Genomic DNA, 23,935 nt, shown 5'->3' with positions numbered 1-23,935 from the left:
ATCAACCTTTCTCGGTCACCGAGAACACCATCGATTGCTGGAATGCCGGTAACGCCAGGGTGGTGCTGAACGACCAGATGACATCGGTACCGTGCCGCAACGCCAGCCACCCGTCGGCCGCGGACCGGTTGTCCAGGGTCAATCGCGCCCTGCTGACCGTGACGCCGAGTTTCGTGACGGCCTCGCGCGCGCTCCACACCCGGGTAGCGGCGGTATCGAACGACTGACCCGTGGCGCGGGCGCAGAGCTGGGCGAGCGAGACACCCGAATTGCCCAGCAGGCCGGTCCACTGCGCCGGCGTGCGCGCCTGGACCGGTTCGATATCACAGCCGACGGGGCAGGCGGCGACCACGGCGACGGTGAGTCCGGCGCCGTGCGAGAAGCTCGCGTAGCCGTCCGGTATCTCCGGCCGCCCGTCGGGGCGGTGCCGCAGGACCGCCGCGCGTCCGAGCGCGGCGGCCAGCGCGCGCCGGGTTGCCGCACGGCGGCCGGGGACCCGGGGGTCGGTGTCGTGGTCGGCGACCGGCCGCGGCTGATCCCGGACGATCGCCAACTGAACAGGCCGGGGCAGTAGGGTTTCGAGCCGCCGCTGCAGGTGCGGGCCGAGCAATTCGGGTGTCCACCCGGACGGTGACGAGATAGGCGCGACCGCGGTGAGTTCCAGCGCCTCCCAGATCGCGACGACCGCGCCGTTCTCGTCGTGCACCACGACGTCGTAGATATACGTCGATTGCTCGTGAGACCGTTCGCGGGCGGCCAATACGACGGTCCGGACGTCGGGCGCCACCGGTAACGACAGCACGCGTGCGACTTTCGACGGCAGCAGCGTCGAATCGGGCACACAGACTTGGATGGCGTGCATGAACGCGTCGCGCGCCGCCGGATCGTCCAGCACGAGCGAACCCGGCAGCATCGGTGAGAACCAGCGCTCGTCGCGGACCCGAATACGGGCTACGCATTGTCGAGCGGACAGATGATGATAATCCTCCACGGACCGGAACATCGGTCCGTGGAACATGATTCGGTCGTAGAAGTCGGTGTCGACGGCCATCCCCAGGCCGGCGGTCGCCGTGCTCGCGGTGTGCGCGAATTCGGCCAATCGCTGCAGCGGTTCGGTCGCCGCCGCCGGAATGGCCGGCGTCGCACCGACGGCAATGTCGTTGCGCTGCCGGGCTTGTCGGCAAACACCGCGGAAATGGTCGAGCTGAAACGCGGTGGTGTTCGACCGGATGGCCACGCGGACGGTGTCGCCCGATCGCAGGGCGGCGACCCGGATCGTGGTGACGCGGTCCGGCGCCGCGACGATCGGCCGGAGGAATTCCAGATCGTGCAACTGCACCGGATGCTGTTCGCCGAACAACGCGGTGGCGGCCTGCGCCATCGCCTCCATACCCAGCACGGCGGGGAACAGTGCGTCGCGCGACAATTGATGATCGGTGAGGTAGGGGTCGGTCGCCGCCGAAATGTCGGCGTCGGCGAGCAATTCGATCCGGGGGACATGCAGGCGCGGACGTTCCAGGAAGCGCAGCAGCGGCAGTTCGACCTCGTCGAACCGGATCGTCGGCAAGCCGCCGGTTCGACCGATCACCACCACACTGCTCGGACAGGCCGGAGTGCGCAGCAGATCCAGCATGAGTTCGACGCCGACGTCGGTCGGAATCGGCTCGATACCCTCGCGGACCAGGGAATCCAGCACGCCGAGTCGTTCGCCCATCCCGGTGCCGGCCCATACCGACCATTCGATGGTGACGCACCGGCAGGCCGGCAGTTCGCCCGCGAGGGTATCGATGGCCGAGCGCAACCAGTCGTTGGCGATCGCGTAGTGCGCCTCACCGCGCAGCCCGGCGCGGCCGATGATGCTGCCGAAGCCGACCACCAGACGGAGTTCGGCCGGGTGCAGCGATTCGAGCAGGTTGCGCAGGCCGTCGACCTTGGGTGCGATGGTGCGCGCCATCTGGTCATCGGTCAGCGATCCGATCGCCGCGGGAATGTTGATGCCTGCACCGTGCAGGATGCCGGTGATCGCACCGAGTTCGCGTCGAATCGTCGCGGTCGCGTCTTCGACCTGGTTCCGGTCGGTGACGTCGGCGGTGTAATAGTGTGCGGTCAAACCGGATTCGCGCAGCCGAGCCATGTTCGCGGCGATATCGGGATCGTCGGCGGGGGTGCGCGCGATGACCGCGAGCACGCATCCGGTCTGCCTGGCGAGCGCGACCGCACATTCGATGGCGATACCGCGCACCCCGCCGGTCACGGCGACCACGTCGCTCGCGCCGAGCGGCAGGCGAGCGCCGACCATCGGCAGCTCACGCAGGACCGGTTCGGTCCGGGTGCCCGCCCGGTCGTAGTGGACTTCCCGGAAGGTGGTGGTCGCGGCGATATCGGCGCAGATCAGCCGCGCGCTGTCCGCGGGTGTCGGACCGGCGGCCAGGTGGACGACGGTCGTGCGGACCGCAGGCGCCTCCAGATGCACCGTCTTGGCGAGTGCGGCCGCATCGCGGCCGTCGTCGTCGACGACGACCAACCGAGACCCGGTGTCGATCGCCGCGCGGGCCGCGGAAAGCATTCTGTCGATGGCGATTTCGGTCGATTCCGCGGTCGCCGTGCCGAGCCGGAGCAGCACGCCGTCGCCGAGGCGGGCGGTGTCGAGCCGGTGCCGGAGGGCGGCGGTGAGTTCGTCGTCCGGTGGCGCGAACACCTGCCACTGTCCCGGCTCGTCGCCGCGGACGGTGGCCGGCACCGCGGCGGCGACGAGATCAATCGTGAACGGCCGCACCCAGATATCGACACCGGTCAGATCGTCGGCCGGTTTCGGCGGCGCATCGTCGCGAGCCGCGTGCACGATGTCGTCGATCGCCTCGGCCAGTTCGGCGATCGTCGCGGTGGCGACGTTGGTGGTCGGTTCCGGGATCTCGGTGCCGAGCAATTGCAGTGCGTCCGCGACCAATTGGGTGATGGTGATGCTGCTCAGGTGGAGATCGTCGAGCGGGTGGGTCTCCGGGGTGATTCCTTCGACGGGGAGTTCGACGCGCTCGGCGATCAACCGCCGCAGCGTCTGCAAGGTCGAGGTGTCCTCGACCGCTACCGAATCCGCTTGCTCGGCAACGGCCGGTGGGACTTCCGCGTGCGCCGCGGATCGTGCCTGGGCGAGGAACGAGTCGTTCGGTGCTTGCTCGCAAGGGCTTTCGAGGAAAACGAATTGTTTGTCGAGCGGGAGCGATCGCGTGAAACGTTCGGCGGCGAATCCGTCCAGATCGGGCCGGGCGCCGAGGACGTAGCACGCGGCGAGCGTGCGCAGGATGCCGGCGACGGAATTGCCGTCGGTTTCCATTGCGAGCGTGGGCACTCCGGGACAGACCTCGGCGGCGAGAGCCGACAGCGTCGACCCCGGACCGACTTCGACGAGCAGATCGCAGGTCTGCGCGAGTTGCGACAACGCGTCGGCGAAGCGGACCGGTGCGTGCACCTGGCGTTCGAGCAGATCGGCCACGGCGCAGCCCGCCTCCAGCGGACCCGCGGTGACGGTCGAGAACAACCCGGATCGTTTGATCTCGCCGAGATCGAGTTCGTCGAGGTAGCGGCGGAAGGCGTGCGCGGCCGGTGCGACCAGCGGCGAGTGGAACGCATGCGAGACCCGCAACGCCTGGCCGCGCAGGCCGGCGGCGCGCGCGCTCACCAGCACCGCGTCGACGGCATTGGCCGGGCCCGCGATCACGGTGTGTTTCGGACTGTTGTATCCGGCGATCACCACGGGGCTGTCGTGCAACAGCGGCGCGACATGATCGGCGGCCGCGAAGATCGTCGCCATGGTACCGGGCTCGGCCACGGCGGCGGCCTGCATCGCCCGGCCGCGGAACGCCGCGACGCGCACCAGTTCGGTTTCGTCGAACACGCCCGCCCAGTAGAGCCCGGTCAATTCCCCCAGGCTGTGCCCGACGCAGCCGACGACGTGCACGCCTGCGGCATCGAGCACCCGCAGGCCGGCCAGCGAGGCCGTCACGATGCGCGGCTGCGCGTCCTCGGTGGCTGCGCCTTCGGCGTGCACGCCGACCTGCCGGTACAGGTCGGCGATGCCGGCGAAGCGGCGTGCGGGCCGGCCGCCATCACCGTGCCCCGGCGCACCCTGCCCCGGAAACATCAGTCCGATGCGCGGCGCGGAACCGAGGTCCGCGCCGAGGAATTGGCCGGTGCCCGGTGCGAACCGGTGTCGTTCACCGGCAGCGAGGGCGTCGGCCAGTTCGGTCAACCGGTCCGCGGCCTGTCGCTGGTCGGCGGCGACCACCGCCGCCTTGCTCGGTAGCCGGGAGTCGACCCGGGTCAGCTCGGCGGCGAGATCGCCGAGTTCGGCGAACGAACAACGCGCGGCGAGTGCGGCGGCCGCACGCAGCTTGTCCGCCAGCTCCGGCGGTGTCGCCGCGGACACGATGAACAGTTCGGCGTCCTGCGCGCTGCGCGCCAGCCGGGTTCCGGCCGTGCGCGACAGCGCCCGCGGTGGCCGCCGGCTCTCCAGCACGACATGGGCGTTGCTGCCGCCGAAACCCAGCGACGAGACACCGGCCCGGCGCGGCGGCACGGTGTCCGGGTCCGGCGACGTCGCGTCCGCGGAAAGCTGTTGCGCGCCAGGCCATTCGAGTGCCCGGTCGGGAAGCTGGAGTCGGTTCTCGGCATCGGCGAGGACCGGATGGGCCCGGTCGGTTCCGGTGATCGGCGGAATGGTGCCGTGGTGCACGGCGAGCGCGGCTTTGATGAGCGCCGCGACGCCGGCCGCCGCCTTCGTGTGACCGATGTTCGCTTTGATCGATCCGATCGCCACCGGTGGCCTGCCCGCATCCCGCGCGGCGACGGCCGTGTTGAACACCTCGAGCTCGGTGCGGTCACCGACCGCCGTGCCGGTGCCGTGGCCCTCGAGATAGTCGACGGTGTGAATCCCGAAACCCGCCATCCGGTAAGCGCGTTCGATGGCCCGTAGGTGGCCGTTGCGTTCGGGCCTGGTGATGCCGCCGCGCCCGTCGGAGGAGATCCCCCAGCCGGCGATCGTCGCGTAGCTGCGCGCGCCCCGGGCGATCGCGTCCCGCTCGCGCAGCAACACGAGGATCCCGCACCCCTCACCCGGCCAGAAGCCGTTCGATCGCTCGTCGTACACGCGCATCTCCGACCGCGACAGCGCGCCGGTCTTCGCGAACCCGACCAGCTCGAACGGGTCGATGGACAGGTCGACGCCGCCGACGACCGCGGCGTCGATATGCCCGGCGCTCAGGGCGTCACCGGCCTGCGCGATCGCCAACAGCGACGACGAGCAGGCGCCATCGATGGTGAAACCGCCGCCGCCGAAATCGAAGTGGTTGCAGATCCGCCCGGCGATCGTGTTCGCCAGACCGCCGGCCAAGCTGTCCTCGGTGATCGCCGGAAACGGCGCCTTGTAGTCCGCCTCGTATTCGTCGAGGAAGACGGCGATCTCCGCCGCGGGCCAGCCTTTGCGCTGCAGTGCCCCGGCCAGGGTGCGCCGGACGTAGGGCCACCGCAGCCGCATTGTCGAAGCGCGGGTCATATCGCCGGTGAGCGTATTCCCGATGATCACGCCGATCCGCTTGCGGTCCAAGCCTTCTCCCGCGGGAAACCCCGCGTCGTCGAGTGCCGCCGCGGCGGTGTCCAGGGCGAGCCAGTGGACGATGTCGGTGGCCCGAAAGGTGCCGGCGGCGACGCGATGCCTGGCCCGATCGAAGGTCCAGCCCTCGATGACCGCCGAATGTGTCGCGTAATGGCGGTCCGCCGCCGCGGGATCACTCGCGTAGTAATCGGCCGCGTTCAACCTGACGGACGGGATCGGCCGGAAGGCGCGCCTGCGGGCAAGAACGTTGTCCCACAGCTGAGCCGGTGTCGCGGCGTCGGGAAACCGGCACGCCATACCTACGATCGCTAACCGAGGCATCGGTCATGCTCGCTGCGTGGGGGCGCCGGGGGACAGCGCCGGAACCCGTTCGCCGCGCCGGCGTTCGGCGTCGCGGTCCGCGGCGGCCTTGCGCCAGTGGGCGAACCAGGCGTAGCAGCCGCGGATCGCGCAGACGAGCGTGAGGGCGAAGAACAACGTGTAGACCACGTTGAAGGCCATCAGCACCCCGTACACGGTCGCGACAGAGGCGCCGAACATGAATTGGCGTCTGGCCGGGAACGGTGTCGTGCCGGGGTCGGTGATCATGTAGTTGGTGAACAGGATGAACGCCGTACCGGTCATGGTGCCGAGCGCGGCGACGAGGGCGATATCGAACAGTCCGTCGCGGACCAGCGCCTGGATCACGAAACCGCCGAGCCAGCCGACGATCAGCGGCACCCGGCCGACGAGCGTCGCGTTGATCACCGAGCCCGCGACGAGCAGCACGAGCGGGACCGCCACCCGGAACATCGTGTTGATGTTCTCGCCGAATTCGTAGGGCGGCGCGATGCTGACCCAGGCGCTGAAGCACAGCAGCGCGAGCGTGATCCCGAAGTTGGACGGATTCATGAAGTGCCGCATGCGCCCGGCGAACGGGGCCTGGAACACATACTTGCCGGTGATCGCGGCCGCGACGGCGAACAGGACCGGCCAGAACTGGTTGTTGGCGTAGAGCAGCATGTTCACCGCCAGCGCGGTGATGTGGGCCGGCAGGAGGAACTCGTACACGCCGCGGGCCCCGCGACCCTGGAACCGCGGGGTCGTGTGCCGCGACCACGCGGTGATCGCCTCGAAGGCCAGATCCAGCACGTAAGCCGATAAGAGCGCCAGAATGGGCCATAACGGCGGCTGTTCGAAGCCGAGCAGGGTGTAGCCGATGATATTGAGGACGCTGAGCGAGATGGCGAAATTGCGGAGCGCCAGATATCGCACATCTTTCTTGGGCGGTTCGGGGTCGCGCTGCCGGTCGCTCGGCGCCGCACCGTTGGTGGCCGGCGGCGCGGCCGTGGTCACGGACGGATGATCGCGCTGGATTCGTTTACGGTTGAGCAGAGTCATGGTGCGGTGATCCCCTCGGCGATCTCGGTGGCCGTATCGGTCAGCATCAGCGCGTGGGTGCCGGGCCTCAGCTGGAGTGTCTGGTGCCGTGGGACACCGTTGTTGTCGAGCCAGGCGATCTCGGCGGTGACCGGGCCGGTGCTCGCGCCGAGTCCGAAATGGACGTCGAAGCTGCGCTTACCGCTGTGGCCGCTGCCGCCGTCGAGCTGGCTGTGTATGGTCCGGCCGTCGGCGGTGCGCACCGTGACGGTCGCGTTGTAGGCGGGCTGGCCGATGACCGCGGGAGACCCGCTGCCGGCTTGCGCTGCCGGCCGATAAAGGCTCAGCTGCAGCGGATTTCCCATACTCGGCGAGCGGTTCGCGAAGAACGCGGGCGCTCCCCACTGCCGGGCGACCGCGAAATCGAGGGTCCCGGTGCCGGTGGTGTCGGCGATGGCGACGCCGCGGGTCGGTATCGGCGCGTCGGTGCCGAGCTGATCGGTGATGTTGACGTACTTGCCGTCCGTGCCCTTGGCATAGAACGCCATGGTGTGATCACCGGCGATATCGTCGCCGGGGGCCACCCGCGGCCACGCCCTCGGATCGTGCACCAGGACGTCGTTGCTGGTGGCCAGCTCCTGCAGCCAGGTCCACCGGTTCTCGCCGCTGCCCTTCACGAACCCGGTCGTCTGGAGCACGTTGAGGGTGCCCGAATTGCGCAGGTCGGCGGCCTTGATATCCCAGCCCCAGCCCGACCACGCCAGCCCGAGCTGCTGTGCCTGCTGGGAGAACGGGGCCCGTCCGTCGGCCAGTTCCCGGCGCATGTCCTCCGGGGTGGCGGTGTCGTTACGCCAGGCGAAGTTGCTCTCCTGGATGCCCCACGGGGTCGTGATATTGCTGACCAGCATGTCGAATTTCCCGCGGTTGTACAGGTCGACGAAGTCGACGCCCATGCCTTTGAACGAATCAGCGCCCAGGACAAAGGATTTGGGATCGGTCCAGGTGCGTTCTCCGCGCGCGATGCCGAAGCGGATGGTGCCCGGCGTGGACTCGTTGTACAGCAGATGATCGTGGCCGAAGTCGTTGCCGATATAGAGCTCGGGCCGCAGATCGCCGGTCAGGTCACCCGCACCGAGCGCCAACGTCCAGCCGGTGGCCTGGGCGTACGGGACGGCCTGCTTCTCTTCGATGTAGACCGGTGTTCCGTTGGGGTCGTTGCCGTTCCACCGCAGGACGCGCTCGCCCGCGGCGTTCTTCGCATTCGACATCGAGTCGTTCATGACGACGTCGGGCCGGCCGTTCGGATCGAGGACGCCGGAATTCGGGAAGTAATTCCCGAAGACGATGTCGGGATGGCCGTCACCGTCGAAGTCCGCGATCGAAACAGCGTTGGTGTTCCACCGTTCGCCGTTGTATTGACCGCGCGTATTGCCCGGCGGGACCACCTCGACCGGGACGTACGCCGGGGCCGGATCGGCGGCATTGTCCTTGTGCAGGAACATGATCGGGGTGCGTCCCCAGTAGTAGACGAGCAGATCCATGCCGCCGTCGCCGTTGAAATCGCCGGGTGCGCAACCCATCGGCGCCATGGTCGGATCCATGATGAGCGGGTCCGGCCGGAGCAGGAACGGTGTGAAGCGATCGGCCTGCGGTGCGGTCGGTGTGTGGGTCACGATCACCGAGTCGGTGCGCGTGTCGACGATGCACATGCCGTTGGATCGCCCGTGGCCGACCAGATCGTTGATGGCGATCGACGCGCCGACGGAGGAGATCCAGGAGCGGATGTTCTGGTACGCCGGGTTCACCTCGCGTACGGTTTTCGCAGGCAACTGGTCATATCCGGGCGGCATCGCGATCGACATGGACTCGAACTCGTAGTCCCGCGCCACGTCGGCCGGATCGTCGGTGGCCACCTGTGCCTGCGCGATCAGGAAGGCGGCCAGCAGCACCACCACCGCGCAGATGGTCGGTACCAGGGCTCTCATGCGGGAGTTCATGATTCGGCCTTTGCGGTTGTTTCCGGCGCGGCGGAAGCGGTCGGGTCGGGGGGCTCCGCGGTCAGGCATCGGTGCCGGATCCGCTCTCGCCAGACTTCGAAACCAGGGCGGCCGTTGATCGTGTGCACCACGGGCCGGGCGTCGATCGCGATCGTGGACGCGTCGGCGACGCGCTGACCAGTGAGTACCGCCAGAGTGGTCGCGGTGTTCGGCTGCACGATGCGGGCGCGAGCCCGCGCTTCGGCGGCGAATGTCGCACCTTGACCGAGGTCTCGACGGTAGGCCGCGCCGCGGTCGCGCAGCGTGGCGAGCTCGTCCGCGGTGGCGCCGCCGGCGTAGGTCGCCGCCAGGCCGAGGCCAGCGAACAGGTCCGGCCGCCGGGGCGCCGCGAATCCCTCGATCAGCGTGCACGCGGCAGCCGGATCGGCACCCGAGACGAACCACAACGCGCGCCCGATGCCTTGATCGATAGCGCGCGGTGTATAGCCAGGATGTCGGTTCGACACGGCGGGCGGCTTCGCATCAACATACTGCTGTTTCACGTAGCGATCTGTGTGGAAATAGGCTTGGTGAAACCCGTAACCATCTAGCGCCAGCCACATCAGAACCGGATCCGACGCGCCGCTGAGCGCCGCCTGATGCAGCGGCCGGGGGAGTCTGGCCAGCGCCCAGCCGACGCCGACGTAGATCATGTAGAGATGCTCGTCGGCAGCCGCGATGAAATCTGTCACGTGATGTTTGTGGCCGAGCGGCAGCCCGTCGCGGATCGCCAGCGCCATCGCGGCGCCTTCGAACGCGAAACCTCTTCTGTTACTTTCTATTTCGGATAAGCGCTGCGCGGCTTCGGCTGCTGTGCCACACTCCGCGGCCACCCCGAATCCTTCGAGGAACGTCGAGCCGGCCGTCTCCAGGCACGATGCGGCGTGTGGATTGCGTGCGGGGAATCCCCGAACCCTCAACGATGCTTGCCGCGTGTCCGGCGTAAAGATCTTCCGGCGAAGCTTTCCCAGTGCGGAGACCATCCGAAGTCCTCCCTCGCGGAACCTGTACTCAAGATTGCCATCCGGCCGCGTCTGGGGCTTCTTCCTCGTTGCTCAATCTACAAAATAGAAGTATTCTACCGTCCAGTTAGATATGACAATCATGGTGGCGAACTGAGCCATCAGCGGCACTCCGCGCGCTGCCTCGCTGCATCGGGGCTGTGGGGCTTGCGTCGGGGCTACGGGGCAAGGGGGTACCGAGCGGAAGTGCAACCGCCACTGCGGAATCGACGGCTTCACTTATCAAGCATTCATCCCACGGCCGATGGGTCACCGACATTTTCGTAATGAGCGTGCGGTCTTGGGAGCGACACCTGAATGGTTCGACCTCGGTGCCGGAGGCGGCCGGTCAGTGAAAATCAGCGGCAGCGGCCTCGTTTCGCTGTCCCAGCAAAGACGCTATTTTGCAGCTATTCCGCAGCCGTACGGCTGCGGAAGGCTTGATTCTGCTGCCGGCTCGGGCATCCTGGATTGTTATGAGTTTGGAGAGTTCGTGTCCGATCATATCGCTGACAGCATCAAGTACATGTGGGAAAATTGTGGGCAGCAAGTTTCCTTGGATGACCTCGCCGACGTGGCGAAATGCAGTAAGTTCCACTTCGTCAGACGGTTTCGCGTAGAAACCGGCTGGTCGCCGGTTCGGTTTCTCGCGGCCATCCGGCTGGCGCGCAGCAAGAAGTTATTGGCGTCCACTTCTATGAAAGTTTCTGAGATCTCATATGCTGTCGGGTATTTGAGTTACGGGACCTTCACGTCACGATTCACCGAAGCGGTCGGACTCAGTCCGTCACAGTATCGGCGCTACATCCGCGGCGAACATGTTCCGCTGAGATGGTCCGAGCAACACACATATTGTGGCAGGGATTCCAGCAGGCCGTTACTGTGTGGGAAATTGACCGATCCGGGCGGAATCATGGCCAGCCGCAGGTATATGAGTATATACTCCGCGGCAAACCCGCTGACCTCCGCCGTTGCGTTACTCAATATCCCGGATCGGGGAGCTTTCAGTATCAGCTGCCTGCCACCGGGGAAATGGGTTGCGCGGGCGATCGCGGTCTCCACCGGTTGTGACGACAGAAATCGTCGAACAGCCAGGGACGTCCGCACGGGAATCTGCGAGTTCCGGCTCCGGGAAAACGATCGACTCGAAATCGGTATCACCTTGAGCGAACAGACGATTCGGAGTGCCCCATTCTTGCTGGCGCTGCCGCAGCGCTGAACCTCCCACCCGCACCCCAGCAAGATCGCGATCAGCCCGGCCGTCGCGTCCGGTCGGGCTGCTCGTGCTGGGGCGAATCGTGTTGCGGTCCTGGCGCGGTCGTCCTCGGCACCCCCGACGGCGCATAGCGAAACAAGATCAGGTGAACTATGTTCACGGGGTCGAGACCGCAGGGTCGTTCTGTGGCACCGACAGCGCACCCGCAAGATCACCGGTAGATGAGGGATGTATGGCAACACCCGGCTTCCCGCCGAATACGCTTGATACCGAAGGCGTACCGCTGTGGATCAGCGAGCTGGCGAACGACGACCCCAATCACTGTGTGCACGTCGTCCGTGGGCTCGATCCCGGCGCGGCGCTCGAGGCGCTGGGGGCCAAGGCGCCGCTGTTCCGGCAGTGCGAACTACCGGTCGGCAAGCCGGACGAGTGGACCTCCCTGCCCGCGGCGGCGCTCGGCGGTGAGCGCGGTGACTCCGCCGCGACGCTGCTGGCCGGCCGGATCGGCGACTGGACCTTCGTCTACGACGACGGCGGGGCCACCGACGATGTGGCAGCCCTGTCGGCCGGCGGGCGAGTCGCGGCGACGAGCTATTACTCCATCAATGCCGACGCCAGCCTGACCTACTGCACCGACGGCAACGAGATCGCCTGGATCAACGTCGACGACCTCGAACTCGACACCGACCTGGCCGACCTCCCCGCCGACCTCCGAGCGGCCTTCGAAGCCGCGGGCACCCTCGAATTCGACTACCTGGAGCCGGGCGAGGCCGACTACGCCATCTGCATGCGCGCCATCACCGCCTTGGCCGCCCTCCCGCCCACCCTCGACGCCCTCCGCCGCATCCCCTTGCTGCTCACCCCTTTCGGGTGAACCCAACGGGCGTGAGCTGCGTCAGTCAGCGGCCGGGTGTGATGAAGCCGGACTCGTAGGCGGTGATGACCGCCTGGGTGCGGTCTCGGGCGCGCAGTTTCATCAAGACGTTGCGGACATGGGTTTTGACGGTTTCGACGCCGAGGAACATCGCGGCCGCTATCTCGGCGTTGGTCAAGCCGCTCGCCATGGCGCGTAGTACTTCGTTTTCGCGGTCGGTCAGTTTCGCCTGTGCCAGAAGGCTGTTCGGCAAGGGTGGGCGCGCCGCGACCAGCGCGCGGATCGCGCTCGGGAACAGTACCGAGTCACCGGTCGCGACAGTGCGGACGGCCTGCGTGAATTCTTCTGGCCGAGCCCGCTTGAGCAGGAAGCCCGCCGCGCCGACGCGCAGCGCGTCGTAGACGTACGAGTCGTTCTCGAAGGTGGTGATCACCACTACCTTCGGCGGATCGGTCAAGGCGGCCAACAGAATTCTGGTGGCGGCGATACCGTCCACGGTCGGCATCCGGACGTCCATCAGCACGACGTCCGGGCGCGTTGCGCTGACCCGGTCGAGCACCTCGCTGCCGTCCTGCGCCTCGCCCACCACCTCGATGTCGCGCTCGGCGTCCATGATCGCGCGTAAGCCGGTGCGCACCAGCGGATCGTCGTCGACGATCAGCACCGTGATCACGGCGTCACCACCCACGGCAGGGTGGCATCGACCGTCCATCGCGCGCCTGTCGCGCCTGCTCGTAATTCGCCGCCGAGCACCAGAACCCGTTCCCGCATACCGATCAACCCCCGGCCGTGACCGGTCGGCGACCCACCAGCCACACCGTTCGACACCTCGAGCCGAACGATCGGCGGGGCCGCACGAACGACGAGATCGATTGCGCCACCGTCACCGTGCCGCACGGCGTTGGTCAGTGCTTCCTGCAGTACCCGGAAAGCCTCGCGAGATACCAAGCCGGGCACGGTATTCAGATCGCCGACTATCGTGGTCGCGATCCGCGCGCCGTGGCAGCCGGCGATGAGTTGCTCGAGGCCCGCGAGGGTCGAGCCGGACAGCTCCTCGTCGACGCCCCGGCGCAGCATTCCGAGCGCCTGGTCGAGTTCGTCCAGGGCGGCTCGTCCGACTACCTCGATCTGCCGCAGCGCGCGCCGGGCGAACTCCGGATCGTCGTCGAGCACCCGTCCGGCGGCCCCTGCCTGCATCGTCATCGCCGTCAACGCGTGGCCGACCGAATCGTGCAGTTCGCGGGCGAGGCGGTTGCCCGCGGCGAGCTTGCGCTCTTGGCGGCGCAGTGCCGCCACCTGATCGGCCTGGGTCGGCCCGAGTAACGCCGGCGCCAGCCGCACCAGCAGCGAACCGGCCCCCGCCACGACGTACACCGCGCCGACCAGTAACCCGGCGCCCGCACCACCGGTCAGAATGGCCGTCGGCAGGTCGGGCGCCGAAACCGTGAACCGCTCGGTCAGATGCAGCGTCGCCTCGTGCGAGCCGACGAACGGCACGACGAGCATCGTCGCGGCGGTCGGGACGGCCCAAATGAACACACTCGTCGCGCAACCACCGATCACCAGCGTCAGGAAATACCAGACGGCTCCCCGTGTCCGCGACTCCCACGCGCGGCTCGAAGCCGGGTCCGGGTCCGGCAGCCTGACTCCCAAAAGCGCTCGGGCAACGACGATTTCGAGCACCCGCACCGCCGGGAGCAATGTCACGCCCACGGCGACCACAGCCGTACCGGCGGCGAGGGCGATGACGAGGGCCAGGTCACCCGCGGTGGCCCCGTCGCGCCGCAACCCGATCACGAAGGTTGCCGCGAGGCCGACGTAGGGGATCGCCGCGACCCCGCCGAGAGCCAGATAGACGCCGCGCAGATAGGTCGACGGGCGCACCAGCGGGCCCGTCGCCGATCGCAGCGTCTGCCGGAATTGCACCCGTCGATCATCTCAGAACACCGGATACGGCGATTCACTCGAATGGGGGAGTCGATTCACTCCCCGGCGGGAAGTGGTGAGCACCGCCGTGCAGAACAGTCGAACCATGACAACCAAAACCTTCGACAGCGCCCGCTCAGTAGTCTGGGCCGGCCGTCTGATCACCCTGCTCGGCGCCGGCCACACAGTCGGCGCGCTCATCCTCACCCGCGGCTTCTTCGACGACTGGCTGGCCGGCGACCTCTGGGACAGCTCCCTGGATCTGCGAGCGCCCCAACCGATCCTGGGCGCCTTCTTCGTCTCGGTGGCCAGCTTCGGTATCCCCTTACTCCTGGTCGGCTGGGCCATCACCCATATGGGCCACCACAATCTGATCCCACCCCCGCTTCTCACCTGCACCCTCGCGCTCTGGATCACCGCCTGCGACCTGCTCGGCGGCCCGAGCCCCCTCCTCCTCGCCTGGCTGTCGATCCTGACTCTCTTGATCGCCGCCCGCCGTAAAGCCCGCGCAGCCACCCCGGCCACCGAAACCCCCGCCTCGGCCCACTGACCCGTGGCGGCACAGTCTGAACGGGTGCAGCCGTCGCTCAGCACAAGGCCGGCATGGCGACTTCCTTGGCGTAGGTTTGCCATTCCGCCGCAGTGAGGAGTGCCGTCTTACTCTCGCAAATGGCTGCGGCGAGTTCCTCGGTTCGAAGGGTGTAGACGCGGGCCGGGAAGGCATTGCTGGTGGCGGTCACGAGATAGCCGGGAGTTCCCGCGAAGCTGACATGCCGGGGACCATCGTCAACCGTGTGCAACTCCAGCATCACCTGTGGTGATACGGGGTTCGCGACGTCCCATATCTCGATCGATCCGTCGCGACCGATCGCGAGTTCGGTGCCATGGGCTGCGAAAGCGAGAGCGGATATGTTTGCTCGATCACCTGACGGTCCCGCAATGGTGGTCACTGCTCGGCTTCCGTCGGTGCGACGGATCTCCACTGCGGCGCCGTTCGAAATAGCAAGCACACCTTGATGATTGAGGGCGATCACATGCGGATCTGCTGTCATGTCATTGCGCGCAATGGTCTTCTTGTGGGGGACGGGCGAGCCACGGAGATCCCACACGTCGATATCGTTGCCGCGGGTGAGTACAGCCAGGACACCGGTGTCGGTGATGGCCATGGTGGGATGCTCAGGGTAGATGCCCGGCTGGTCGAGCGGGTTGTCGTTGTCCAGGACGCGAGGGTTTGTCGACGCGTCGGCGACCTCCTCGAGGTTCCAGATTGCTATCTTCGAAGGCGATGCGACAGCGAGGAGCGTCCCGCTGGGATTCATCACGACAGAACCGCTTCCGCTCGATAGGCCATCGACCGGGGGTAGCCGCCGGGTCGCGCGCCATGGCGTCGGTGCGGCGTTCTGACCGGGCGCTCCGGGATCCCATAGGTATACGCCGCTGCTGCCATCGCTGATCGCTGCGACTCGGCCGTTGGCCGACACGGTGGTGTGCAGTCCGTCGAAGTTCTTTCTTGCTTCGGCAGACCTCCAAGCGTCCATGTCTCGGGTGATGATCGCTGCGTCGAGTTGCCGGCTGGAAAGAAATCCCGCTCCGATGGAGTTCCATTGACGTAACAGCGGCGCACTCACGGAGTTCCCCGGACCCGGTGTGTTCGGAAGAGCGTCGATGGCAATGCCGAAGTCTGTGCGCTGCGTCGGTAACGACCATATCCAGACCGTTCCGTCGCTGGTTGCGGCTGCGAGTGAGCGTCCTTGCCGCAGGAAGTGCACAGAAGAGATGTCTGCGGGTGTGTGCAGGGTTCGGCCTTTGTCTGCGTCGCTGGAGTTCACAGTGATTACTCGGCCTTGTTCGACGGTGGCTTGGTAAGCGCCGTCGCTGGAGTAGTCCAGATCCCGCAGCGGTTGTCGGTCGGTGCTGGTTCCGATCGGTGTGACGACGCTGGTGGGTTCGGCGTGGGCCGGTCCGTTGCTGAGGTCGAAGAATTCCAGACCGGGAAGTTTCGAGTTGCGGAGGATCAAAGCTCGGCTGTCGGGACTGAACATCAGTCGGCGCGTCTGGTTCGTCATGACGGCGATGCCGGTCGGCGGACGATCGAAATCCGGGACCGCGCCGTCGGTGCGGACTCGTGTGGTGTCCCAGATGCGCACCTGGTTGGTTTGCCCTGGTGACACGGTCCCGGCTGCACCCAGCAGTGTTCCGGCCGGGCTGTACGCCACTATGGGGTAGCCACTGGGAAGCTCGAGGGTGGGGAGCGGCGCCGGTGCGGCGTCACTGCTGATGTCCCATCGCAGGATCTTGCCGTTTCGCGTCCCTACGGCTATCTCGTGCGAGTTCGCGGCGGTCGCGGTGGAGACGACTTCGTAGTCCCCGACGGGAAGGTCGTAGATCGGGCGTGGTCGACCGTTCATATCCCACACTTGAACGCGCGCGGTGCCCGGGACGGCGGCACAGCTGACCGCATCGTTGCCGAATGGCGTGCACTGCTTCCGATCGATCTGATGCCAGGCGGTGAGTCGCTGCCCATCGGGACTGAGCGAGATGCCCGACACCTCGAAACCTAGTGGGAATCTATACAACTCGTTGATTCCGCTGGCGGTGACCGTTCCGGATGTCACTCGGCCGTCAGGGGTGGCGGCGGCGAGTCGGTCAGTGTTCGGGGCGGTGGTGAGCATGGTTCCGGCCTCGATGATGCGGTACGGCACATCGCCCGCCGAGGAGCTGAGCAACTCCGTGCGCGCTTGGGGAGTGTCGGCAATGCGTAGCGCCGCCAGCGCTAGTTGCTGGGCGATGGCGGGATCGACCTCGCGCAGCGTGCGCGCGGTGTCCGCGAGTTGCCGGGAGCGCGTCACCTCGAGTTCGGTGCGGTGGTTCGCGTCGAGTACCCAGGTCCATGCGCCCGCCAAGACGGCAACCATCGCGATGGCGAGCGCCACAACCCGTCGGGTGGGGTTGGGTCTGATTCTTGCCTCGGCGATTGCGTCCGGCAGTGTGCGGGCAGGTACGAGTTGCGGACAGAAGCCTTGGGGTACAGAGCCTTTGGCTTCGTTGTGGTCATCGAGGGGGACGATGATCCGCAGGCCTTTGCTGTTCGCGGCAGGGAGTTTGGACGCGTAGCCGGTGACATGCGCGAGTGTGCCGTCGGCGTGCAGATCGGCAGTGGCTGTGGTTTTGGGGTCGAGCGTGTGTGGCCTGAGTGCGCGCAATCGCGGGTGGCGGGGCGCGAGGTCGTTGAGCGCTATCGCTATCGCGACGCTCATCGAGGCGCCACGCAGCCTCGCGTAGGGACCGCCGTGTTCGCCGGTGACGGACCAGACCACACACGAGTCGGTGTCTGTGAGTGTGCTGCTGTTCCAGGCGGTGTGCAGGCTTCGGATGAATTCGGAGTCGGGTTGGGTGAAGCCGCTCCAGGCCGGGTCGGGATGCATTCCGCTGGGGCCGGATTCGAGTAGGTGCAGAGTCAGTCGGCCGACCTCGCCCTTTTCGTTGCCATTGCTGTCGCGATCGCTGGCGACGAGCAGGACGGGGATTTCGGTCGTGCGTCGTCCGGTCGGGCGTACTCCGGCGACCTCCAGGGCGGTCAGGATCGCGAAACCCCGCAGCCGCGCCGGCGCATCGCGCCACAGCTGTGCGAATACCTGCACCAGTGTGGCGGGACCGGGTGGTCGAGGCCCGGCGACGAAGGGGGTGCCCACCGAGCAGAGTCCGCTGGCAGCGAAGTGGTCCAGGAATGTCCGGACACCCTGTGCGGGGTCACAGGTACCGGCGATCGCGCCGGTGAGATGCGCTACTGCCAATGCGGCGGAGTAGTCGAACGGAGTACGCACGCTATCGGACTGGTTCGGCGTCTCGGCCTCGTCCCGGAGCGGGTCGGTCCGCCACTGCCGTGAATAGCGCGTCAGGGCATGCGCTTCGCGCGTGGTGGGGTCGAGCAGACCACGTGTCGTGCTGTCCGAGAACGCATGTCGGCACTGCCCTGGCCAAGTCGGTTGTGCCCGTGAGCCGGTGAGCTGTTCATAGAGCTCACGCAACGCACGCTCGTCATAATCGGGCGCCCGCTCTGGGTCCACCATCAGTGCCTTCCCGCTCGTGACTCGACGAGGCGGTCGTCAATCGATGAAAGGTGAAGCAATCACGTCGATTTCGGCGCCGCCACCGTGATAGCGACCGTTGGTGTCACCTGGATTTCGCCGCTGTGGACGCGAGCACAGCGCGGCCGAGGTTTCACGTCTGCTCGAGTCCGTCGACGATCGCGCGCCGAACGGGATCGTCGGCATGAAGGTTGCGCGCGATTCGCCGCCAGGCGTTGCGTTCACCGGTGAGGGACGCACCGATCGCGGCGATGATCTGCTCGCGAAACGCGGCGTGGAGTTCCGTGGCCAGGATCGCAGTGAGCGTCAGCTCGTCGTAACCGGCGATGGTGGTGATGATCCGGCCGATGCGACGGTTGTCCGGACCAGGATGCAGTACGAGCAGCAGGTCGGCTGTCGTCGGCTGACCGACGGCATGAATTCTGAGGAGATCAGCATCGATCGAGGCCGTGGCCAGGGACACCGTGAGCAGGTAGCGATTGTCGAATGGTGCCCATGCAAAGTCTTTTCCGTCCTGGTGGACGTGATGTGTGGGCAGCTCTGGGTCATCGGTGGTGGACGCATCCTGAAGTTCACTGCGCCAGGCGGGAATTACCATCAGCGGTGCGGAGTATTCGGATCTATCGCCCGCATGACGATCGCTGTGCGGCGATCGGCCGATGTCCGGGGGTGAGGTGGGGGATGCGCTGGGAAGCGGACGGTTGGACATGGCGGCCGCAACCCGGTCGAGGAAGGTGGCAGGCCTGGCGAGCGTACGCCCGGCAGGGCGCCGCCAAGTGCTCAGGATGGAGTTCATATCTCCCCCTCGGCTGGTTGCGCCGGTGTCGCGGGGACAACGCCGGTGTCTTTGGCGCCCGCGAGAGAACTCAAAGACAGTGCGCCGGTGAGTCCGACCGCGATTCCGGCTTTGGCATCGGCTATCCAGCCCGCGCCGGCCAGGGTGCCGGCGAGCACGGCTGTCGCGAGCATGCGCAGACCGACATTGCTACACCACCAGAAACCTTGTGGCGGGCGAGTGAGATCCCCTGCGGCGGACTCCTGTTCGGATCGCCACGGCCATCTGCCTTCCTTGCTGCTGGATTGCCACAACTCGTACATCGTCGCACCGAACGCGGTCACCGCAGCGATGATCGAGCTGGCCGCGACGAGAGTCAGGTTCACGGTGTCCAAAGCTACCGTAACTCGCCACAACTGCGAGGCGATCGGCCACCGACTACCTTTGCCGCATGTCGATCCCCGCGCGTGAGTTGACGCGCAGCAAGCGAAGAATCGTTCTCGTCATCGCGATCGTGTTGTCGTCTGTCGCCACCGCGGCCTTGTGTTCGTGTGCCACGGCGGCACCGCAGGAAGGTCCGGAACTGCCGGTGTTACCGTCGTACACGGATCAGCTGTCGGCGGCGGACAAGGAAAAGATCGACTTTCGCAACAGTATTCGAGCGCTGGATCCCTGTGGCTACGTCGATGCCATGGCGCTGAGCCGGATCGGGAAGCCGGTGATGAGCGGCGCGGCGGGCTTCGTCTTCGGGCCGTGCGAGATCTGGTTCGACGGTCCGCGGATCACGATCGACCTCGGCAGAGTGGTGCCGGACGCGGTGCCGCGCGTGGTCGCGGGCACCACGGTGTGGATCCATCATGCGGACGAGTCCGGCAACTCGTGTTCTGCCCAGCTGCGCCTGAACGACAGCTATGGCGTCGATTTCGGCGTGACACTGCGGCGGAACATCGGCGATCCACCGACGCCGGTGGAAGCGTGCAACATGGCTGCCGACCTCGCCGCAGCACCCACTGCGCAGCAAGCCGGTCGCCCGCTACGCGCGGAATCGAAGTATCCGCGGATGAATTCACGATTGGCGTCCATCGACCCGTGCGCCGTGCTCGGCAAGGTCGGGCCCGGACATCGTCCCGTGCTGGCTCCGGACTTCGTCGACTACCCGTTCTGGTGTGACTTCTACCTGGACGAAGGGGATGAGTCGAGCTTCCGCACGGTCCAGTACAGCTACCGGAGCTATGACCACATGAAACCGCTACGCGGGCAACGGGAATTGACTATCGGTGGATTCCAGGCCTTGGAGGACCCCAAGCCCATCGACACCGCACCGGGCACCTGCGCGATCTATATCGCGACCGACCCGCCCGATACCGCGAGCGGCGCCCAGACCGAGACCGTCGAGGTCACCGCGCGCAGCGGTTGCGCCGCCGCCCACACCCTCGCCGAGGAACTCACCCGCCTTTACCACGAATTCGCCCGCTGAGCGCAGGGGTCGTCGCTCGTGCGAGCTACGCCGAAGTGGGCTCTGCGGTGGGATGTGGGTGGTGGGGGAGGCGACCTATGGTCGGGAGGTGATCGAAGCAAGAGGCTTGACCAAGGCTTATGACCGGACGGTCGCGGTGCGGGACGTGGGGTTCACTGTGGCGCCGGGCCGGGTGACCGGGTTCCTCGGCCCGAACGGATCGGGCAAGACGACGACGCTGCGGATGATTCTCGGCCTCGCTACCCCGTCGAGCGGGGAGGTGCTGGTGGCGGGCAAACGCTATCGCGAGCTGATCCGTCCACTGCATGTCGTCGGCGCGCTGCTGGACGCCGGTGACGTGCTGGCATCGCGGACCGCGGTCGCGCATCTGCGGGTGCTGGCGGCCGCGAACGGGATTCGTCGCTCGCGAGTGGACGAGGTACTCGGGCTGGCCGGGCTGGCCGAGGTCGCCGGACGGCGGGTCGGCGAGTTCTCGCTGGGGATGCGGCAGCGGCTGGGTATCGCCGCGGCGTTGCTCGGCGATCCGGCGATCGTGGTGCTGGACGAACCGGTGAACGGGTTGGACACCGAGGGCATCCGCTGGATTCGCGGACTGTTGCGATCGATGGCCGAGCAGGGCCGCACGGTGCTGCTGTCCAGCCATGTGATGAGCGAGATGCAACTGGTCGCCGACCACCTGCTGGTGATCGGCGCGGGCAAGTTGCTCGCGGACGAGCCCATGACGCGGTTCGTCGAGCGGCATGCGGACCCGGTGGTGCGGATTCGCGCGGCGGAGCTCCCGGTGTTGGTCGACGCGATCGGCGCCGAGCCGGCGCGGGTGGAGCTGCACGGCGATTCCGCTGTGGTGCAAGGGATTTCGTCGCGGGCAATCGGCCGGGTGGCGGCGCGGTGCGGCATCGTACTCGATGAGCTGACGCCGGTACACGCCTCGGTGGAGGACGTGTTCACCCGGCTGGTCGAGCAGCATCAGCAGTTCGCGTCCGGCGACCAGAGGCGGGCGGCATGAGCGCGGTGCGTGTCGCCGTGCCGCACCGATCGCTCCTGGGCGACCAAATCCGTTCGGAGACCGTCAAAATCAGGTCGGCACGGTCGCTGTCACTACTGCCCGTGGCGGCGTCGGTGCTGGGCCCGGTGTCGGCGGTGCTGGTGGGGGTGACCGGCAGCATGTCGCCGGGCGACACCCTGATGGGGGGCGCGCTGACGGGAGTCTCGGCAGCACTGGCGGTGGTCGCGGCTTGGGGTGCGCTGGTGGTGACGACCGAGTACTCCGCGGGCACGATCCGCCCGGTACTGGCCGCCACTCCGCAGCGGACCGTGGTGCTGGCGGCGAAGGCGATCGTGGTCGCCGTGGTGGCCGCGGTCGTGGGCGTGCTGTCGCCGTCGGCGTCGCTGCTGGTCGGGCTGGCGACCATCGATGCGGCGAAATATCCAGTGGGCGAAGTGTTTCCGGGCCTCATCGGGATCTGGTGTTGTTTCCCGTTGGTCGCGCTGTTCGGCGTCGGCGCCGGGGTGCTGCTGCGCGGTTCGGTGGGTGCGGTGGCGATGGTGTCGGCACATGTCGTGGTGCCACAGCTGACCGCGGCGCAGGCGTTCGGGGAGTTGCACAAGTGGATGACCGTGCCCGCACCGAGCGCCGTGGTGGCGAAACTGTCGCACAACGCCGATGCCGCCCCCGAGCTCATGGGTTCGCTCGGCGGCTGGCCGCGGCTGGCGATCGTGGCCGCCACCACTGTGTCCGCGCTGTATATGGCGCGGCGGGCGCTGGAACGCAGGGACGTATGACGATTCGGATCGGGGAGCGGTGGATGGTGCCGGCGGTGCTGGCCGTCGCGGTGTTCGTGTTCGTGGTGGTCGACCACACGCTGGTGTCCGACACTGACCTCGGCCTTCGGCAGTCCACCGGCTTGGCGTTGCTGCAAGCCCTGGCGATCGTGTTGCAACTGCGGTTCGCCGTGCTCGGCTGGCTGGTCAGTGCGGTAGCGCTCGGGTACGCGTCCATCGCGGTGGGCGGGCCGTCGTGGGTAGAGCCGATGTTCAACAGCTACCTGGTGGTGCTGGCCCTGCTGGCGGTTCGCGTGCCCTGGCGCACCGCCGCGGTGGTGTGGGCCGCCACCGCCGGTATGGGCGCCGTGCTGACTTTTGCGATGCCGCACGCGCAGTGGACCGATATCGTCGGGTCCGCGGTGCTGGCGGGTTTGGTGCTGGTGGCCGCGGCGGCGGTGCGGGCGGTGATCGACGCCCGCCGCGCCGCGTACGAGCAGGCGCGGGCATCGGCGCACCAGCAGCAACGCACCGTGCTGCTCGAGGAGCGGGCCCGGATCGCGCGTGAGTTGCACGACGTGGTCGCCCACCACATGTCGGTGATCGCGATCCAGGCCGAATCCGCGCGCTACCGTGTCGCCGACCCGCCGCCGGAGTTGCTGACGAGTCTGTCCGCGATCCACGCGGGGGCCTCGGCGGCCCTGAGCGAGATGCGGCGCGTTCTCGACGTCCTGCACGCCGAAGCCGACGGGCCCACCCAGCCGCAGCCCCGCATCGCCGATATCGACGGCCTGGTCGAGGGCATCCAGGCGGCTGGACGCCAGGTGTTCTTGCGCCGCGAGGGGTCGGTGCGGGAGCTTGCGACGGGCGTGGAGATCTGCGCGTACCGCATCGTGCAGGAAGCGCTGAGCAATGCGGTACGGCACGCGCCCGGGGCCGATATTCGAATCGAACTGTGTTATCGCACTGCGGAACTGGAGATATCGGTGACCAACGGGCACGGGGGCACCGCTGTGCCGTCGCGAAGCGGCGGTCGTGGGCTGATCGGAATGCGCGAACGCGTCGCCGTCTTGGGTGGCGGTCTCGAGACCATGCCGACACCGGAGGGCGGCTACTCCGTCCGGGCCGTCCTGCCGCTCACGGAGACGAACACACGATGACTATTCGCGTGCTGATCGCCGACGACCAGCCCCTGATCCGCGATGGACTCTCGGTGCTGCTGAACGCCCAGCCGGATATCGAGGTGGTCGGCGAGGCCGCCGACGGCGTCGAAGCGGCCCGGCTGACGGCCGACTGCCGACCGGACGTGGTGCTGATGGATATCCGGATGCCGCGACTCGACGGGCTCGAGGCCACCGCTCGCATCGTCGCCTCCGGCGCACCCACCCGGGTGATCGTGCTGACCACCTACGATCTCGACGAATATGTATTCCGCGCGCTCCGCGCCGGAGCCAGCGGCTTTCTGCTCAAGGACGCCAGCGGGCTCGCGATCGTGGACAGCGTCCGCACGATCGCGCTGGGGGACGCGATGCTCGCGCCTTCGGTCACCCGGCGTCTGCTGGACGAGTTCGCGCGCTTACCCGCCCGGCCCCGGCCGGACGCGGCGCGCCTACGGGCACTCACCGACCGCGAAACCCAGGTGCTGACCCTGATCGCCCGCGGGCTATCCAACGCCGAAATCGCCGAAACCCTCGGCATCGCAGAGGAAACCGTGAAGACCCACGTCGGCCGGATCCTGGCCAAACTGCGGCTGCGTGACCGCACCCAGGCCGCGATCGCGGCCTACGAAACCGGTCTCGTCACACCCGGCTGAC

The 23,935-nt window shown here is 67.3% G+C and carries 17 protein-coding genes; 8 read left to right on the top strand and 9 right to left on the bottom strand.

Features of this window, described 5'->3' with window-relative positions:
* Position 1: 1 nt before the first annotated feature.
* Genes O3I_RS23255 through O3I_RS23240 form a run of 4 tightly spaced genes read right to left on the bottom strand, consistent with a single transcriptional unit; the run spans position 2 to position 9,986 of the window.
* On the bottom strand, positions 2 to 5,929 hold the full coding sequence (locus tag O3I_RS23255; protein ID WP_081594088.1) for an SDR family NAD(P)-dependent oxidoreductase: 5,928 nt from the start codon (positions 5,927 to 5,929) through the stop codon (positions 2 to 4).
* A gap of 3 nt (positions 5,930 to 5,932) precedes the next feature.
* Positions 5,933 to 6,988, bottom strand: a complete 1,056-nt coding sequence (locus O3I_RS23250; protein WP_014985433.1) for a hypothetical protein — start codon at positions 6,986 to 6,988, stop codon at positions 5,933 to 5,935.
* Positions 6,985 to 8,952 carry a CRTAC1 family protein gene (locus O3I_RS23245; RefSeq protein ID WP_014985432.1) on the bottom strand — a complete coding sequence of 656 codons (1,968 nt, stop codon included), beginning with the start codon at positions 8,950 to 8,952 and terminating at the stop codon, positions 6,985 to 6,987. Before O3I_RS23245 ends, O3I_RS23250 begins: the two co-directional genes overlap by 4 nt.
* 8 nt (positions 8,953 to 8,960) lie before the next feature.
* The gene (locus O3I_RS23240) at positions 8,961 to 9,986 is read right to left on the bottom strand and encodes a DUF1702 family protein (protein WP_081594087.1); all 1,026 of its coding nucleotides are present in this window, start codon (positions 9,984 to 9,986) and stop codon (positions 8,961 to 8,963) included.
* Positions 9,987 to 10,356: 370 nt separating this feature from the next.
* Here O3I_RS23240 and O3I_RS43955 point away from each other — a divergent pair, with 370 nt between their 5' ends.
* Both O3I_RS43955 and O3I_RS23235 read left to right on the top strand, forming a co-directional pair.
* The gene (locus O3I_RS43955) at positions 10,357 to 11,223 is read left to right on the top strand and encodes a helix-turn-helix domain-containing protein (RefSeq protein WP_202804866.1); all 867 of its coding nucleotides are present in this window, start codon (positions 10,357 to 10,359) and stop codon (positions 11,221 to 11,223) included.
* A gap of 229 nt (positions 11,224 to 11,452) precedes the next feature.
* On the top strand, positions 11,453 to 12,094 hold the full coding sequence (locus O3I_RS23235; protein ID WP_014985429.1) for a DUF6461 domain-containing protein: 642 nt from the start codon (positions 11,453 to 11,455) through the stop codon (positions 12,092 to 12,094).
* 25 nt (positions 12,095 to 12,119) lie between these two features.
* Here O3I_RS23235 and O3I_RS23230 read toward each other — a convergent pair whose 3' ends face one another.
* The gene (locus O3I_RS23230) at positions 12,120 to 12,806 is read right to left on the bottom strand and encodes a response regulator transcription factor (protein ID WP_051066732.1); all 687 of its coding nucleotides are present in this window, start codon (positions 12,804 to 12,806) and stop codon (positions 12,120 to 12,122) included.
* Positions 12,764 to 14,020, bottom strand: coding sequence for a sensor histidine kinase (locus O3I_RS23225; RefSeq protein ID WP_014985427.1), 1,257 nt, complete (start codon positions 14,018 to 14,020; stop codon positions 12,764 to 12,766). The genes O3I_RS23230 and O3I_RS23225 overlap by 43 nt, the downstream gene beginning before the upstream one ends.
* Before the next feature lie 106 nt (positions 14,021 to 14,126).
* Between O3I_RS23225 and O3I_RS23220 the strand changes: the two genes are divergently transcribed.
* Positions 14,127 to 14,570, top strand: coding sequence for a hypothetical protein (locus tag O3I_RS23220; RefSeq protein ID WP_141692048.1), 444 nt, complete (start codon positions 14,127 to 14,129; stop codon positions 14,568 to 14,570).
* Between the two features lie 37 nt (positions 14,571 to 14,607).
* Here O3I_RS23220 and O3I_RS23215 read toward each other — a convergent pair whose 3' ends face one another.
* The 3 genes from O3I_RS23215 to O3I_RS23205 all read right to left on the bottom strand — a co-directional run bounded on the left by O3I_RS23215 (position 14,608) and on the right by O3I_RS23205 (position 19,269).
* A complete protein-coding gene (locus O3I_RS23215) occupies positions 14,608 to 18,090 on the bottom strand; it encodes a WD40 repeat domain-containing protein (protein ID WP_014985425.1) in 3,483 nt (1,160 codons plus the stop codon).
* A 151-nt stretch (positions 18,091 to 18,241) separates the two neighbouring features.
* Positions 18,242 to 18,904, bottom strand: a complete 663-nt coding sequence (locus tag O3I_RS23210) for a hypothetical protein (protein ID WP_141692047.1) — start codon at positions 18,902 to 18,904, stop codon at positions 18,242 to 18,244.
* Positions 18,901 to 19,269, bottom strand: a complete 369-nt coding sequence (locus tag O3I_RS23205) for a hypothetical protein (RefSeq protein WP_141692046.1) — start codon at positions 19,267 to 19,269, stop codon at positions 18,901 to 18,903. Before O3I_RS23205 ends, O3I_RS23210 begins: the two co-directional genes overlap by 4 nt.
* A gap of 65 nt (positions 19,270 to 19,334) precedes the next feature.
* On the opposite strand from O3I_RS23205, the gene O3I_RS23200 reads away from it, so the two are divergent.
* The 5 genes from O3I_RS23200 (at position 19,335) to O3I_RS23180 (ending at position 23,934) form a co-directional block, all read left to right on the top strand.
* Positions 19,335 to 20,360, top strand: a complete 1,026-nt coding sequence (locus O3I_RS23200; protein ID WP_014985422.1) for a hypothetical protein — start codon at positions 19,335 to 19,337, stop codon at positions 20,358 to 20,360.
* Positions 20,361 to 20,448: 88 nt separating this feature from the next.
* The gene (locus O3I_RS23195) at positions 20,449 to 21,366 is read left to right on the top strand and encodes an ATP-binding cassette domain-containing protein (RefSeq protein ID WP_041564216.1); all 918 of its coding nucleotides are present in this window, start codon (positions 20,449 to 20,451) and stop codon (positions 21,364 to 21,366) included.
* Positions 21,363 to 22,142 (top strand): ABC transporter, encoded by a 780-nt coding sequence (locus tag O3I_RS23190; protein WP_014985420.1) that lies wholly within the window; start codon positions 21,363 to 21,365, stop codon positions 22,140 to 22,142. Before O3I_RS23195 ends, O3I_RS23190 begins: the two co-directional genes overlap by 4 nt.
* Positions 22,139 to 23,281 carry a sensor histidine kinase gene (locus tag O3I_RS23185; protein ID WP_014985419.1) on the top strand — a complete coding sequence of 381 codons (1,143 nt, stop codon included), beginning with the start codon at positions 22,139 to 22,141 and terminating at the stop codon, positions 23,279 to 23,281. The genes O3I_RS23190 and O3I_RS23185 overlap by 4 nt, the downstream gene beginning before the upstream one ends.
* Positions 23,278 to 23,934, top strand: coding sequence for a response regulator (locus tag O3I_RS23180; RefSeq protein WP_014985418.1), 657 nt, complete (start codon positions 23,278 to 23,280; stop codon positions 23,932 to 23,934). The genes O3I_RS23185 and O3I_RS23180 overlap by 4 nt, the downstream gene beginning before the upstream one ends.
* The last annotated feature ends 1 nt before the right edge of the window (position 23,935 follow it).

It is taken from the genome of Nocardia brasiliensis ATCC 700358 (assembly GCF_000250675.2).
Classification (GTDB): Bacteria; Actinomycetota; Actinomycetes; order Mycobacteriales; family Mycobacteriaceae; genus Nocardia; species Nocardia brasiliensis_B.
The sequence above is the reverse complement of the archived record's forward strand: the minus strand, read 5'-3'. Positions and strand labels throughout refer to the sequence as shown.

Bases quoted from the DNA above. Each gene is read 5' to 3' on its own strand.
- O3I_RS23255 (WP_081594088.1), bottom strand. From the start codon at position 5,929: ATGCCTCGGTTAGCGATCGTAGGTATGGCGTGCCGGTTTCCCGACGCC.
- O3I_RS23250 (WP_014985433.1), bottom strand. From the start codon at position 6,988: ATGACTCTGCTCAACCGTAAACGAATCCAGCGCGATCATCCGTCCGTG.
- O3I_RS23245 (WP_014985432.1), bottom strand. From the start codon at position 8,952: ATGAGAGCCCTGGTACCGACCATCTGCGCGGTGGTGGTGCTGCTGGCC.
- O3I_RS23240 (WP_081594087.1), bottom strand. From the start codon at position 9,986: ATGGTCTCCGCACTGGGAAAGCTTCGCCGGAAGATCTTTACGCCGGAC.
- O3I_RS23235 (WP_014985429.1), top strand. From the start codon at position 11,453: ATGGCAACACCCGGCTTCCCGCCGAATACGCTTGATACCGAAGGCGTA.
- O3I_RS23230 (WP_051066732.1), bottom strand. From the start codon at position 12,806: ATGGACGGTCGATGCCACCCTGCCGTGGGTGGTGACGCCGTGATCACG.
- O3I_RS23220 (WP_141692048.1), top strand. From the start codon at position 14,127: ATGACAACCAAAACCTTCGACAGCGCCCGCTCAGTAGTCTGGGCCGGC.
- O3I_RS23215 (WP_014985425.1), bottom strand. From the start codon at position 18,090: ATGGTGGACCCAGAGCGGGCGCCCGATTATGACGAGCGTGCGTTGCGT.
- O3I_RS23210 (WP_141692047.1), bottom strand. From the start codon at position 18,904: ATGAACTCCATCCTGAGCACTTGGCGGCGCCCTGCCGGGCGTACGCTC.
- O3I_RS23200 (WP_014985422.1), top strand. From the start codon at position 19,335: ATGTCGATCCCCGCGCGTGAGTTGACGCGCAGCAAGCGAAGAATCGTT.
- O3I_RS23190 (WP_014985420.1), top strand. From the start codon at position 21,363: ATGAGCGCGGTGCGTGTCGCCGTGCCGCACCGATCGCTCCTGGGCGAC.
- O3I_RS23185 (WP_014985419.1), top strand. From the start codon at position 22,139: ATGACGATTCGGATCGGGGAGCGGTGGATGGTGCCGGCGGTGCTGGCC.
- O3I_RS23180 (WP_014985418.1), top strand. From the start codon at position 23,278: ATGACTATTCGCGTGCTGATCGCCGACGACCAGCCCCTGATCCGCGAT.